A 13,770-nucleotide genomic window follows, 5' to 3' on the forward strand; every position below is an offset into this window, starting at 1 on the left:
GCTTGCGCGCGTGCCGGATCCTCCCGAACGGCTTAGCTGAGTTTTCGCCTGCGGCGAGTCACTTTTCTTGACGCAAGAAAAGTAACCAAAAGAACATGCCCCGGAGTTTGCGCCGGACCAGCGCGAAAAGAAGAAGCGCGCTGATCCGGTGCCCTGCGCTTCTCGCTCGTGGCGGGGTCTGAAGACAGGCCATCCCTGGCCTGTCTTCAGACGCTTCGGCATCCTGCCTCGCCCGGCGCGAACACACGCGCCGGCTGATGCCGCCACGAGCTGCGATGCTCGGCGCAAACTACGGGGCGGAACATCAAAGGCAAAAGCCACAGCAACATCAAAAGCCACAGCAACATCAAAAGCCACAGCAACATCAAAAGCAAAGCGTCGCATCCCCCACCTTGGCCGAGAAGCGCAGGGGACCGAGTAAACACCGACAGGTGTTTATTCGGCGCAGACATCGGGTCGCATTTCTTTTGGTTACTTTCCTTGGGGCGAAACCCAAAGAAAAGTAACCCGCTATCAGGGCGGAACCAGGGTTTCAGGCAGCGCGGTCAATGACCCGCGCGCAAGCGCGTACGCAGAGATTTCAAAGAAGATCCGGAGCCAATCTCACCTCTTCCTTCGCTTCCCCCGAACCGCTCTCAACTCCAACCCCTCCAACCTGACACTGCGCAACTCCAGCACCTTCATCAAAGCCAGAAACAACTGCGCACTCATATCCCCGCGCCCCAGCTTGGTCCGCAGATTGCTCGGTGTCTGGTGAATGCCGTACTGCCGCAGGCGCTGCGCGATGTCCTCGAAGGTAAGCTTGCGCCGCGCCTTTTCGGTACGGATCAGTCCCTGAATGAAATGCCCCACTTCGGCGTGTTTGGCCATCGGAATAAGCAGCCATTAAATGATGTGGTTTTATAATGACATGCGTCACTTATTGTTGACAGTCCCATGCCGCGGGCGCAGCATTCCCCGCGTCACTTATTGGTGACATCACGGGCGCCGCCAAGGCGCCCGGAAGCCCCTGCGAGGTGGCTTCGTTTATGAGTACGCAACGCAAAGATTGCGCATCGCCGTCCCCGCTCCTGGCCGCCCCGCGGCACTCCCCCGGCTCGTCGTTCTCGCCAACCCGGACCTAGCGCCGCGCGCCGATTCGATAGTGGAACACGGGCATCCCCGGATGCCTGCGGGAGCTTGCGTCCCCTGCCGGCCGGTTCGGCGGCTTTCCGTTTGTAGACAATAAAGGAGTACCCGGATGGACATCTGGTCGATCTTCCTGGCTGTGCCGCTTTTCATACGCGTCATCGTGGGCGTGTTGCTGGCCGTCTACCTGATCTACGTTTCCAGGGTTGTCGTCTTCATCGGCAATGACTCCATGGGCATCGTCGAAAAGATCTGGAGCCTGCGCGGCTCGGTGCGCGACGGCTTCATCTCGCTCGACGGTTCGGCCGGCTTCCAGCCGGAGGTGCTGCGCGGCGGCATCCACTTCTTCATGCCGTTCCAGTACCGCATCCACGTCAAGTCGCTGCCCACGGTGCCGCAGGGCACCATCGGCTACGTCTTCGCCCGCAGCGGCCAGCCGCTGTATCCGGGCCAGGCCCTGGCCTCGCTGCCGCAGGATGTTTCCTTCGAGGACGTGCGCGGCTTCATCATGGGCGGCGGCCAGCGCGGCCCGCAGCGGCAGATCCTGCGCGAGGGTGTCTACGCCATCAACACGGCGCAGTTCGTGATCCTCACCAGCGACGGCAACCATGCCGTGCGCCTGTCCGGCGACGAAGCCTCGCTTGAAGAGATGCGCTCGCGCCTGATGGAGCGCCGCGGCTTCGAGCCGGTGGTGATCCGCGACCAGGAGGATCGCATCGGCGTCGCCACCGTGCACGACGGCCCCTCGCTGGAGCATGAGGAGATCATCGCGCCCAGTGTCGGCACCGATGCGCGCGACCCGGAGACCTATCACAACTGCTTCCAGGACCCGGAAAACTTCCTGCGCGCCGGCGGTCGCCGCGGCCGCCAGGAGCAGGTGCTGGTGGAAGGCACCTACTTCATCAACCGCCTGTTCGCCACCATCGACCTGCAACCCAAGACGGTGATCGAGATCGGCAAGGTGGGCGTGGTGGTGTCCTATACCGGCCCGCGCGGCAACGACCTCACCGGTACCGAGTACAAGCATGGTGAACTGGTGGAGTCCGGCAAGCGCGGCGTGTGGAGCCGCGCCCTGCAGCCCGGCAAGTACGCGCTGAATCCCTATGGCGTGAAAGTGATCCAGGTGCCTACCACCAACTTCGTGCTGCGCTGGATCGAGGGGCGCAGCGAGGAGCACGGCTTCGACGAGAACCTGTCGGAAATCCGCCTCATCACCCGCGATGCCTTCGAGCCGGTGCTGCCGCTGTCCATCGTGCTGCACATCGCCTATGAGGACGCGCCCATGGTGGTGCAGCAATTCGCCGACCTGCGCCTGCTGGTCGAACAGACGCTGGACCCGATGGTCTCCGCCTACTTCAAGGACACGGCACAGGGCTGCACCCTGATCGAGCTGGTGTCCAAGCGCGCCGAGATCCAGGCCCATGCGGTCAAGGCCATGGCCGAGCGCTTCAAGAAATACAGACTCAATCTGATGGAGGTGATGATCGGCACGCCGCGCCCGGCCCAGGGCGACGTGCACATCGCCACCATCCTCGACCAGCTACGCTTCCGCCAGGTGGCGGAGGAAAAGGTCGTCACCTACGAGAACCAGCGCAAGGCCGCGGACAAGGAGCGCGAGCTGCGCCAGGCCGAGGCCATCGCCGCCGCCCAGGGCGACCTGACCCGCTCCTCGGTGGAGATCAAGATCGCCGAGAACAAGGGTTCCGCCCAGCTCGCCGCGCGCCAGCGTGACGCCGACGGCGTGCGCGTCACCGCCGCCGCCAACGCCGAGCGCATCCGCGTCGAGGGTATCGCCGAGGCCGACCGCATCGCGGCGGTGGGCGAGGCGCAGGCCCGCTCGGTCAAGGCCCAGGTCAATGCCTTCGGCGGCCCGGAGTTCCAGCTGAAGAAGGAACTGGCGCAGATTCTCGAAGCCGCCATCCGCGACTCCAAGAATCCCCTGGTGCCGCAGGTGGTCATCGGCCAGCAGGCGGACGGGCGCGGCGGCAACGCCGTCGACGCGCTGCTCGGCATGCTGTTGAGCAGCAAGACGCAGCCGGCGGAGACCGCCCGGAGCGACGCCCGCTGAGCCTGCGTTGAGGCGGCTGGTGCGCCGCGCCCGCATGGGCGGCGCACTGGCCTGTTTAGGGGCTAAAATGGCGGCATGAAACGCGTCCTGTGCCTTGCTGTGCTGCTGACGGCCGCTTCCGGTCCGATGGTTCCGGCGTTTGCCGGCGGCATGGGCACGATCGCGCCGCCCGCCATCAACATCCAGCCGCGCTATCCGGTGCTTGATCAGAAATGCGTCGATAAATTGAAGGGCGCGGGCGCCAGCACGGCGCGCGCCGCGCACGAGTGCCGCAAGGCCGCCAGCCCCGGCACGCCGCAACCGCTGGCCCTGCGCGAGCAGAACCAGGCCGCCATCACCCCGCCTCCGCCCGCCAAGCCTTGAACACCGCAGAACCCTTGCGCGCCCTGCTGGGCGCGCGCTACGTCGAAGACCGTGAGCGCCTCAAGCGCTACGAGATCCCCGAGCGCGGCGAACCCGGCCATACCGATTGCCTGCTGCTGCCGGCCAGCGCCGCCGAGTTGCAGCAGGTGTTGCGCCTGTGCAACGAAGTCGGCCGCAAGCTGGTGCTGAGCGCCGGCCGCACCGGACTGGTCGAGTCGCAGCGCCCGGAAGGCGAGACGGTATTGTCGCTGGAAAAGCTCAATCGTCCCCTGCGCTTCGAACTGGCCGATGGCCGCGCCTTCGATTTCCCGGCGCAAGCCAAGCCCGAAGAGGCCGCCGACGCCCTGGCCAACTGGTGGCGCGGCCTGAACCAGCCCGCGCTCGATGGGGCGAAGCTCGAAGTCGAAGCAGGCCTGGCGGTGGATGCGGTCAACGAACTGCTGCGCCCGCTGGGCCTGATGTGGCCGATGGAAATGGGCTCCACCAGCGCCGCCACTGTCGGCGCCTGTGTCTCCAACGCTTCCGCCGGCGCCAATGCCGTCAGCTACGGCACTGCCGCGCACCTGTGCGAAACCGCCTGGGGCTACTGGGGCGACGGCAGCGAGACCGGCCCTTGCAGGGCCGTTGCCTGGCAGGCGCCGCCGCCGGATCGGCTGGCGATCGATTCCGCCAGCGTGCAGCCGGCCTGGGGCCTGATCGGCAGCCAGGGCCTGTTCGGCGTCGTCACGCGCGCGCGCCTGCGCACCTACCCGATTCCGGCGCAGCGTGAAGCGGTGCTGCTGCCGGTGGACGGGATGCCGGCGGCGATGCGCCTGCTCGACGCGGCGCGCGGCCAGTTCCCCGGCGCCATCGAGGAATTCGAATTCATGAGCCGCCAGTCGCTGCAACTGGTGGAAACGCATCTCGGCGCCGCCTTCCGCTGGCCCTTCGAGACGCCGCAGATCGATTCACCGTTCTACGTGCTGCTCCAGGTGGAGTCGCGCGACGCCGAGGAAGACCTCGCCGGCCGCCTCTACGACTTCCTGGCGGACAAACTGCAATGGCCGGCGGAGAAGATCGGCTACGCGCCGCTGCCGCTGCTGAAGAAGCTGCGCCACTCCATCACCGAATCCAGCAATGCGCGCATGCGCGTCCTCGGCGGCGGTCGCCTCAGCTTCGACACCGCCACGCCGGTCGCCGTGTTCGGCGACTACCTGGCCGCGCTGGAGCAGGAGTTGCGCGCCGCCCATCCGGAAGTGGAGTTGATCGCCTTCGGTCACGCCGGCGTCGGCGGCGCCCATTTGCACCTGCTGGGCAGCAAGGAGCAGCCGGTGAAGGCGCACGCCGCGGAACTGGTCAAGCTGGTGTTCGACGTAACCCTGCGCTTCGGCGGCACCTTTTCCGCCGAGCACGGCATCGGCCCCAAGTGGGCGCGGGAATTCCAGCAGCGCGCGCCGGCGCAATTACGTGAGGCGTTGGCGGCGGAAAAACACAAACGCGATCCGCGCGGCATTCTGAATCCCCGCAGTTTCGGCCTGGTCGAAACAGGCTGATTTGTCTCCGGAACCCGGAGCCTCGCTTCCGGGTCTGATGAGCCCTTTTCGTTTCATTCGGTTGTCCGAGTCATGAGCGCCCTGCTGCTACTTTTCTTCTGCCTGGCCATGGGCATCGCCGTGACGCGCTACGCCAGGCCGCCCGCGGGCCTGGCGCAGAACCTCAACTGGTGGGTGCTGAACATCGCCCTGCCGGCGCTGGTGCTGGACCTGATTCCGCGCATCCGCTTCGATCCGCACCTGTGGTTCCTGGTGGCGACGATGTGGCTGCTGTTCATCGGCTCCTGGCTGCTGTTCGCCCTGCTCGGGCCGCGGCTGGGCTGGTCGCGCGGCCGCATCGGCGCGCTGATCCTGGTCGGCGGCCTGGGCAACACCTCCTTCATGGGCTACCCGATGATCGAGGCCCTGCGCGGCAAGGAGGGTCTGGGCCTGGCGGTGATCGCCGACCAGGTCGGCAACTTCGTGGCGCTGGCGGTGGGCGGCGTGGCCGTCACCGCCGTCTACGCCGGCCGCACCCTGATGCCGGCGGAAGTGCTGCGCCGCATCCTGCTGTTTCCCTCCTTCCTCGCCCTGGTCGGCGGCATCATCGCCGGCGCCCTCGGCGGCTGGCCCGAGCCGGTGCACCTGGTGCTGGAACGCATCGGTGCCTCGCTGACGCCGCTGGCCCTGTTCTCGGTGGGCCTGCAATTCCGCCTGCACCTCGGCCGCTCGCAACTCGGCGCGTTGGGCATGGGACTGGGCTGGAAGATGTTCGCCGCGCCGCTGCTGTGCTGGCTGCTCGGCATCGCCACCGGCGTCAGCGGACTGGTGCTGACGGTGGGGGTACTGCAGGCGGCGATGGCGCCGATGATCTCGGCCGCGATCCTGGCGGAGCAGTACGAGATGGAGCCGGAGCTGGCGAATACCGTGCTGGGCGCCGGCATCCTGCTGTCGCTGGTGACGGTGCCGCTGGCGAATCTGCTGCTTTAGCGACGACCGCGCCAACCATCAACTGTCATCCCCGCGCAGGCGGGGATCCGGTTTTTTCTTCGCGCTGCGTCCGGGTAGCAAAGGAAACCGGGCCCCCGCCTTCGCGGGGCGACGATGAACCTAGCTGACGAGCTTGGCGTACAGGTCGTGCGTATCGGCGCGCACCACCTTCGCCTGCACCCGCTGCCCCGGCATCGGCTTGAGCTTGCCCTCGATGTAGACCTTGCCGTCGATCTCCGGCGCGTCCGCCCAGGAGCGGCCGACCACGCCCTTGGGCGTGACTTCGTCGATCAGCACTTCCAGCGTCTTGCCGACCTTGGCCTTGAGCTTGGCGGCGCTGATCACGGCCTGCTTCTGCATGAAGCGGGCGAGGCGCTCTTCCTTCACTTCCTCCGGCACGGCGCCGGCCAGCAGGTTGGCGGTGGCGCCTTCGACCGGCGAATACTTGAAGCAGCCGACGCGGTCGAGTTGCGCCTCGTCGAGCCAGTCCAGCAGGATCTGGAAGTCTTCCTCGGTCTCGCCGGGGAAGCCGGTGATGAAGGTACTGCGCACGGTGATGTCCGGGCAGATCGCGCGCCAGGCTTCGAGCCGGCGCAGCGTGTTCTCCGCGGCGGCGGGGCGCTTCATCGCCTTCAGCACCTTGGGGCTGGCGTGCTGGAAGGGCACGTCCAGGTACGGCAGGATCAGGCCCTCGGCCATCAGGGCGATGATCTCGTCGACGTGCGGATACGGGTAGACGTAGTGCAGCCGCACCCAGGCGCCGAGCGAGCCGAGGCCGCGGCACAGGTCGAGCATGCGCGTCTCGTATTCGCGGTCGCGCCAGGATTTCTTCACGTACTTCAGGTCGGCGCCGTAGGCGCTGGTGTCCTGCGAGATCACCAGCAGTTCCTGCACGCCGGACTTGACCAGCTTCTCCGCCTCGATCAGCACCGAGTCCACCGTGCGCGAGGCCAGCTTGCCGCGCATCGAGGGGATGATGCAGAAGCTGCACTTGTGGTTGCAGCCCTCGGCGATCTTCAGGTAGGCGTAGTGCTTCGGCGTCAGCTTGATGCCCTGCGGCGGCAGCAGGTCAAGGAAGGGATCGTGCTGCGGCGGCACCGCCGCGTGTACCGCGTCCATCACGCCCTTGTAGTCCTGCGGGCCGGTGATCGACAGCACTTCGGGGAATTTGTCCCGGATCAGGCCGGATTTGGCGCCGAGGCAGCCGGTGACGATGACCTTGCCGTTCTCGTTGAGCGCCTCGCCGATGGCGTCCAGCGACTCCTCCACCGCCGAGTCGATGAAGCCGCAGGTATTCACCACCACCACGTCGGCCGCGCTGTAACTTGGCACGGTCTGGTAGCCCTCGGCGCGCAGCTGGGTCAGGATCCGTTCCGAATCGACCAGGGCCTTGGGGCAGCCGAGCGAGACGAAACCGATCTTGGGCGCGGTCTGCGGGGCAGCGGGTGCCGGCTTCTTGCGGCGGGGGGATGCGGCGGGGGAGGGCATGGCGCGATACAGCAGGCTCTAAAGGCGCATTTTACCGCGCCGGGCCGCGCGCCGTACGGCCGTCCGCCGGCCGGCCTGCTGCTTTTCCGGCGGGAATCCAGCCTCCATGGTTTTCTGGCCGGCGCTGCCGGAATCCATGGCGCTCCTCCACTGCATCTAAATTGCACGTCTTCCGGGCCGGCGGCCCGCCCGCCCCGCCGCCTGGCCGGACTTATGGACGCTTATCCCGGCCGCTACACTAACCCCTCACCGATGCGGCGCACATCGCTTTTGCTCAAGGACGGATCATGAAGATTTTCCTGTGGATCGTCGGCTCCCTGCTGGCAGCCCTGGTCTTGCTGTCCCTGGCGGTGTCGCTGCTGTTCGACGCCAACAGCTTCCGCGCCCGCATCAGCGCCGAGGTGGACAGCTCGATCCACCGCCAGCTGACCATCGGCGACATCCACGTCAGCCTGTTTCCCACCCTGGGCGCGCGCGTCAAGGATGCGAAGCTGAGCAATGCCGCCGGCTTCGGCGAAGAGCCGATGGCCGAGGTCGGCGAGGCCGAGGTGGGCATCCGCATCCTGCCGTTGTTGCTGCATCGCCGTGCCGACATTTCCAGCATCACCCTCAAGGACCTGAAGCTCAACCTGCTCAAGCAGGCGGACGGCAAGAGCAACTGGGACGACCTCACCAGCCCCGAGAAGCCGGCGCAGCCGCAGCAGCCGGGCCAGAAGCCGTCCCCGCCGCCACAGAAGCAGGGCGGTGGCGAGCTGCACATCGGCGGCATCGACATCGACAACGCCAACATCGGTTATGTCGACCAGCAGGCGAAGAAGTCCTATGCCCTGAGCAAGTTCAAGCTCAAGACCGGCACCGTCGGCCCCGGCAAGCCGTTCGACTTCAAGCTGGCCTTCAGCGCCGTCCTGGCCGATCCGGCGGTGAACGCGGACGTGGAAGCCTCCACCAAATTCATGTTCGACGAGACGAACAGGCTGTTCGACGCGCAGGATCTCGAGGCCAGCGTCGCCGCCACGGGCAATGCGGTCCCCGGCGGCAAGCAGAACCTGAAGCTCTCCGGCAGCGTCCACTTCGACGGCGACAAGGGCACCTTCAAACTCGCCGACGGCAAGCTGTCCCTGGCCAATATCGTCGCCGCCATCACGCTCGACGGCAGCGGCTTCGACGGCGACGGCGGGCATGTCACCGGCCCGCTCAGCATCGCCGCCTTCAATCCGCGCGAGACCTTCAAGTCGCTGGGCATCGAGGCGCCTGCCACGGCGGACAGCGCGGTGCTGCAACAGGCCAGCCTCAACGCCACCATCGACGCGGTGAAAGGCAATGCACGTATCAACAATCTGATCCTGAAGCTCGACCAAAGCACCCTGACCGGCTCCGCCGGCCTGGTCAGCCCGGGCAGCAACGGCATCCAGTTCGCCTTCAAGCTCGACCAGATCGATGTCGACCGCTACATGGCCCCGGCCTCGCGCAACCCGGTCGCGCCAAAGGGCACCAGCAAGCCGGGCGAGGGTGACAACACGCCGCTGCCGCTGAACAAGCTCGACGGCATCACGGCCAACGGCACCCTCGACATCGGCAAGCTCAAGCTGAAGAACCTCAACCTCGCCAACGCGCAGCTGAAGGTGGCCATGGCCAAGGGCGCGCAGAAGAACATCAACCTCGGCGCCAGCCTTTACGGCGGCTCGCTCGCGTCCGCCACGCGCATCGGCCCCGGCGCGCGTCCGGCCCTGGCGCAGACCCTCAAGCTGGCTTCGATCAGCGCCGGCCCGCTGCTGCTGGACTTCATGGGCAAGGACTACGTCAGCGGCAACGGCAACTTCGCGCTGGACGTCACCAGCGCCGGCAACACCGTGAGCGAGCTGAAGCGCGCGCTCAACGGCAACGTCTCCTTCGCTCTGCAGAACGGCGCCGTGAAAGGTTTCAACCTGGCCCAGATCATACGCCAGGCCCAGGCCCTATACGGCGGTCAGCAGCCCGAGCAGAGCGGCTCCTCGCAGCAGACCGACTTCACCACCATGAGCGCCAGCGGCAAGATCAGCAACGGCGTGCTGCACTCCGATGATCTCAATGCCGCCAGCCCGCTGCTGCGCCTCAGCGGCGCCGGCCAGGTCGACCTGGTCAACAGCACCCTCGACTACACCGCCAGGCCCACCGTGGTGAACACCGCCACCGGCCAGGGTGGCAAGGAACTGGCCAACCTGCAGGGCGTGGTCATTCCCGTGCGCGTGTCCGGTCCCTTCAGTGCGCCCAAGTACCAGATCGACGTCGCCGCCGCCCTGCAGCAGCAGGCGGTGCAGAAACTGACGCAGAAGCTGGGCGGCCAGAAGGGCAACGACATCGTCAATGCCCTGCAGGGTCTGTTCGGCAAGAAGAAGCAGGAGCAGCAGCCCGCGCCGAAGCCTTGATGTCATTTCCTTCGAAGCGGGCGGAAGCGACTTGGGCCGGCGCAGGGCTGTGCCTTGCGCCGGCCTTGCTCGCTTGCGCATGCCCAGCCTCCGCCGCGGAAATCCAGTCCCTCCATGTCGCGCATGACGGCGCGCGCTATCACGTCGAAATGGAAGTGAAGCTGCAGGCCCCGTCCGCCGCGTCCTACGCGGTATTCGCCACGCCCGGCGATCTGCCGAAGATCAACCCGGCGGTGCAGCAGGTGCGGGTCATCGAGCATCGCGGCGATGAACAGGCGCGTGTCTACACCGAGGTGCGGGTCTGCGCGCTGTTCTACTGCAAGCTGCTGCACCAGGTGCAGGACATGCGCTACGCCGCGCGTCCGGACGGCGGCGACCTGCATGCCGAGGTGCTGCCCGCGCAGAGCGACTTCAGCTACGGCCGCGCCGACTGGCGCTTTCGTCCCGACGGCGCCGCCACCCATCTGCATTTCAGTGCCGAACTGGAGCCGGCCTTCTGGGTGCCGCCGCTGATCGGCCCCTGGCTGGTCGAGCGCTCGCTGCGCGAGGAAGCGCAGCGCACCTCCGCCGGTATCGAGCAGCTCGCCGGCCTGCCGGCCGCAAGCGGTGCGACGCCATGAGCAAAGCGCCTTTCAGCCAGCGCCTGCTCAAGTGGTTCGATGTACACGGCCGGCATGACCTGCCCTGGCAGGAGCCGCGCACGCCCTACCGCGTCTGGCTGGCTGAAATCATGTTGCAGCAGACGCAGGTCGCCGCCGTCATTCCCTATTTCCAGCGCTTTGTCGCGCGTTTCCCCGATCTCGCTACCCTGGCGGCGGCGCCTGCCGACGACGTGCTGCAGCACTGGGCGGGCCTGGGCTACTACGCACGCGCGCGAAACCTGCAGCGCGCGGCGCAGCTCATCGTCAGCGAGCACGGCGGCGAGTTCCCGCGCGACATCGAGGCGGTGACCGCGCTGCCCGGCATCGGCCGCTCCACCGCCGGCGCCATCCTGGCCCAGGCCTGCGGCCAGCGCCACGCCATCCTCGACGGCAACGTCAAGCGCGTGCTGGCGCGCCACGGTGCTATCGCCGGCTGGCCGGGTGAACCGAAGGTGAGCAAGCAACTCTGGGCGCTCTCGGAAGCACTGCTGCCGAAGCGGCGCCTGACCGACTACACCCAGGCCATCATGGATCTGGGCGCCACGCTCTGCGCCGCGCGCAAGCCGGCCTGCACGCGCTGCCCGGTGAGTGCCGACTGCAAGGCCTTCCTCGGCAATCGCGTCGGCGAGTTCCCCTCGTCGCGGCCGAAACGCGAGCGGCCGCTGCGCCACGCGCGCCTGCTGCTGATCGAGAATGCGGTGGGCGAGCTGCTCTTCGAGCGCCGCCCGCCGGCCGGTATCTGGGGCGGCCTGTGGTGCCTGCCGGTGCTCGAAGGCGAGGCCGATGAGGGTGCGGACCCCGCCGCCTGGGTGCTCCAGCGGCACGGCCTGCGCGTGCAGTCCCTGGCCACGCTGCCGTCCCTCAGCCACGCCTTCACCCATTTCGAACTGGAGCTGAGTCCGCTGCGTCTGCGCGCCAGGTCAGCCGGCAACACGCTGGGCGAGCGCAGCGAGCTGCGCTGGATTAACATTGCGGCCGATGATCTGCCTGGCTTGCCCGCGCCGGTCAGCAAGCTGCTCCGCGCGCTGAACCGGCCGGTGCCGATCGATCCGCAGGGCAGCCTGCTGTTCGCCGAAGAAGGCCAGACGGCATCGGGCCGCACCGAACGCCCCAAGCCCAGGAAACGGCGGGCGTCCACCCCTTAATTCCCCCCAGGTAGCCATGACCCGCACCGTTCAATGCATCAAGCTCGGCAAAGAAGCCGAAGGCCTGCCCAAGCCGCCCATCCCCGGCGCGCTCGGCCAGCGTATTTTCGAACAGGTCTCGAAGCAGGCCTGGCAGGACTGGCTCGCCCACCAGACGCGCCTGATCAATGAATACCGGCTTGTGCTGGCCGACGCCCCGGCGCGCAAGTTCCTCGCCGAGGAAATGGAAAAATTCTTTTTCGGCGGCGAACTCGCCACCACCCACTACGTGCCGCCTCCGCCGAAACCTTGACGGCGCGCGTCCTCTCGCGTCTAATTGCGCGCTCCGCGCAATGCGGCCGGGTAGCTCAGTCGGTAGAGCAGGGGATTGAAAATCCCCGTGTCGGCGGTTCGATTCCGTCCCCGGCCACCACTTTATTCCCTGTGGATCAAAGACTTATTCGTCTTTACCCCGCTCGGAGCGGAACCACTTTGGGTCGCCGTGCCGCCAATCCGGCACGCCGCCACCCTGAGATGATCCGCCGCGAGGTGGCAACCGCATGACCATCTCGTGCGTTGAGCAGCCGCCAGGCTCCGTCATCTCTTGCAGGCTGGCCCGCTTTGCGCGCGTCAGGACGCTCAGGAGTGCCGCAGATCCCGCCAGCGGAAATCCATGATTCCCCGCCAGCTCGCAAGCCCGTTTCCAGGCTTTCTTCTTACAGCGCTCGACTGATTGCCGGCATACGTAAACATGTAGTCCGGATGCCAAAGCTGCCTGCCAGTACCGTACTGCTTTCGTCATCCCCGGATTCCAAGCTCGACGGTGCGGCGACCGGCGACGGCGACGTTTCACGGAACATCCGGCGCTTCATTTGCGGCCATGCAAGCTGGCAGGTCCAGCCGGACGATCACCCACGACAACACTCCCGACAGTAATTGACAGCGCTGTCAATTCTCTCCAAGCTGCGCGGGCGCCATGGGCGTCGAATAGGGGATCAACATGACGGGAGTTATGGACAGTCCAATACTGGTGGCCGATATCGGCGGGACCAAGGCACGTTTCGCCCTGAGTGCAGCAGGGCCTGGGCGAGGGCCGCATCTCTGGGCAATGCATGAATTCTGGGTGGACCACTTTGATTCCCTGGCGGAGGCGATCCAGTACTACTTGACTCGACTCCACGAGCCGCTGCCGCGCCGCGCGGTGATCGCCGTAGCTTCGCCAGTCACCGGCGGCCACATTCAGTTCAGCAACAGCCCCTGGTCGTTTTCAATCGCCGCACTCCAGGCCGAAGCCGGATTGGAGAAGCTCGAGGTCATCAATGATTTCGCTGCACTCGGCAGGGCCGTTCCTCATCTTGAAGCGGCAGACCTTCGTGCCATCGGCGCCGTTCCGGAGCCCCTCTTGCATGATGAGCATGAGCGACAGTGTGCCGTCCTGGGGCCGGGTACCGGATTGGGCGTGTGCCGTATAGTTTTGCGCCAGGGGCCGCCGTTGGTGCTGGAAACCGAAGGCGGCCACATCGGCTTCGCGCCCGCCGATGCCTACGAAGCGGCAATTCTCGCCTTCCTGTTGCGGCGTTATCCGCGAGTTTCGGTGGAGCGGTTGATTTCAGGGCCGGGGCTGGAGAATCTTCACGCTGCGGTTTGCACCATCGACGACAGTCCACGCAGCGCCGGCGGCCCGGTGGAAATCATCGCAGGCGCGCAGCGGGGCGAAGCCACCTGCACTCGCGCGGTGGAATTGTTCTGCTCCATTCTGGGAAGCTTTGCAGGCGACGTCGCGTTGCTGCACGGCGCTTGGCACGGCCTGTACCTCGGTGGAGGCATGACCGCACGGCTGTTGCCCTGGATCCGCAACGGCGCGTTCCGGCAGCGCTTCGAAGCCAAGGGGCGTTTCGAGGCATTGATGCGCGGCATCCCGACCCACGCCATTACGCATGCCCAACCCGGCCTGCTCGGCGCCGCCGCCTGCGCTCTGGATGGCTTCCGCAGCTGAGCGGAAAACATTCAAGCAGCAGATTGATTGTCCTGTTGACAGCGCTGTCAAAATGG

At 66.5% G+C, this 13,770-nt stretch carries 11 protein-coding genes and 1 tRNA gene; 10 read left to right on the forward strand and 2 right to left on the reverse strand.

What is annotated here, in order from left to right:
* Nucleotides 1-603 precede the first annotated feature (603 nt).
* Nucleotides 604-870, reverse strand: coding sequence for a DUF6471 domain-containing protein (locus tag BP26_RS0125580; RefSeq protein ID WP_029923390.1), 267 nt, complete (start codon nt 868-870; stop codon nt 604-606).
* 370 nt (nt 871-1,240) lie between these two features.
* Here BP26_RS0125580 and BP26_RS0125585 point away from each other — a divergent pair, with 370 nt between their 5' ends.
* The 4 genes from BP26_RS0125585 to BP26_RS0125600 all read left to right on the forward strand — a co-directional run bounded on the left by BP26_RS0125585 (nt 1,241) and on the right by BP26_RS0125600 (nt 6,060).
* Nucleotides 1,241-3,196: an SPFH domain-containing protein gene (locus BP26_RS0125585; protein WP_051749519.1), complete on the forward strand. Its 1,956-nt coding sequence runs from the start codon at nt 1,241-1,243 to the stop codon at nt 3,194-3,196.
* Between the two features lie 75 nt (nt 3,197-3,271).
* Nucleotides 3,272-3,559, forward strand: a complete 288-nt coding sequence (locus tag BP26_RS0125590) for a hypothetical protein (protein WP_157572773.1) — start codon at nt 3,272-3,274, stop codon at nt 3,557-3,559.
* On the forward strand, nt 3,556-5,091 hold the full coding sequence (locus BP26_RS0125595; RefSeq protein ID WP_157572774.1) for an FAD-binding oxidoreductase: 1,536 nt from the start codon (nt 3,556-3,558) through the stop codon (nt 5,089-5,091). Before BP26_RS0125590 ends, BP26_RS0125595 begins: the two co-directional genes overlap by 4 nt.
* Before the next feature lie 72 nt (nt 5,092-5,163).
* On the forward strand, nt 5,164-6,060 hold the full coding sequence (locus BP26_RS0125600) for an AEC family transporter (RefSeq protein ID WP_029923394.1): 897 nt from the start codon (nt 5,164-5,166) through the stop codon (nt 6,058-6,060).
* A 120-nt stretch (nt 6,061-6,180) separates the two neighbouring features.
* Here the strand turns inward: BP26_RS0125600 and rimO are convergent, their stop codons facing one another.
* A complete protein-coding gene (rimO, locus tag BP26_RS0125605) occupies nt 6,181-7,548 on the reverse strand; it encodes a 30S ribosomal protein S12 methylthiotransferase RimO (RefSeq protein ID WP_084183459.1) in 1,368 nt (455 codons plus the stop codon).
* A gap of 287 nt (nt 7,549-7,835) precedes the next feature.
* Here rimO and BP26_RS0125615 point away from each other — a divergent pair, with 287 nt between their 5' ends.
* The 6 genes from BP26_RS0125615 (at nt 7,836) to glk (ending at nt 13,714) form a co-directional block, all read left to right on the forward strand.
* On the forward strand, nt 7,836-9,953 hold the full coding sequence (locus BP26_RS0125615) for an AsmA family protein (protein WP_029923396.1): 2,118 nt from the start codon (nt 7,836-7,838) through the stop codon (nt 9,951-9,953).
* Between the two features lie 65 nt (nt 9,954-10,018).
* Nucleotides 10,019-10,573, forward strand: coding sequence for an SRPBCC family protein (locus BP26_RS0125620; protein WP_169740786.1), 555 nt, complete (start codon nt 10,019-10,021; stop codon nt 10,571-10,573).
* Nucleotides 10,570-11,739 (forward strand): A/G-specific adenine glycosylase, encoded by a 1,170-nt coding sequence (mutY, locus tag BP26_RS0125625; RefSeq protein WP_051749522.1) that lies wholly within the window; start codon nt 10,570-10,572, stop codon nt 11,737-11,739. Before BP26_RS0125620 ends, mutY begins: the two co-directional genes overlap by 4 nt.
* A gap of 16 nt (nt 11,740-11,755) precedes the next feature.
* On the forward strand, nt 11,756-12,031 hold the full coding sequence (locus BP26_RS0125630) for an oxidative damage protection protein (RefSeq protein WP_029923399.1): 276 nt from the start codon (nt 11,756-11,758) through the stop codon (nt 12,029-12,031).
* A gap of 44 nt (nt 12,032-12,075) precedes the next feature.
* A tRNA-Phe gene (locus BP26_RS0125635) sits at nt 12,076-12,151 on the forward strand.
* Nucleotides 12,152-12,730: 579 nt separating this feature from the next.
* On the forward strand, nt 12,731-13,714 hold the full coding sequence (gene glk / locus BP26_RS0125640; RefSeq protein ID WP_245611896.1) for a glucokinase: 984 nt from the start codon (nt 12,731-12,733) through the stop codon (nt 13,712-13,714).
* Nucleotides 13,715-13,770: the final 56 nt, after the last annotated feature.

The organism is Nevskia soli DSM 19509, assembly GCF_000711955.1.
GTDB lineage: Bacteria > Pseudomonadota > Gammaproteobacteria > Nevskiales > Nevskiaceae > Nevskia > Nevskia soli.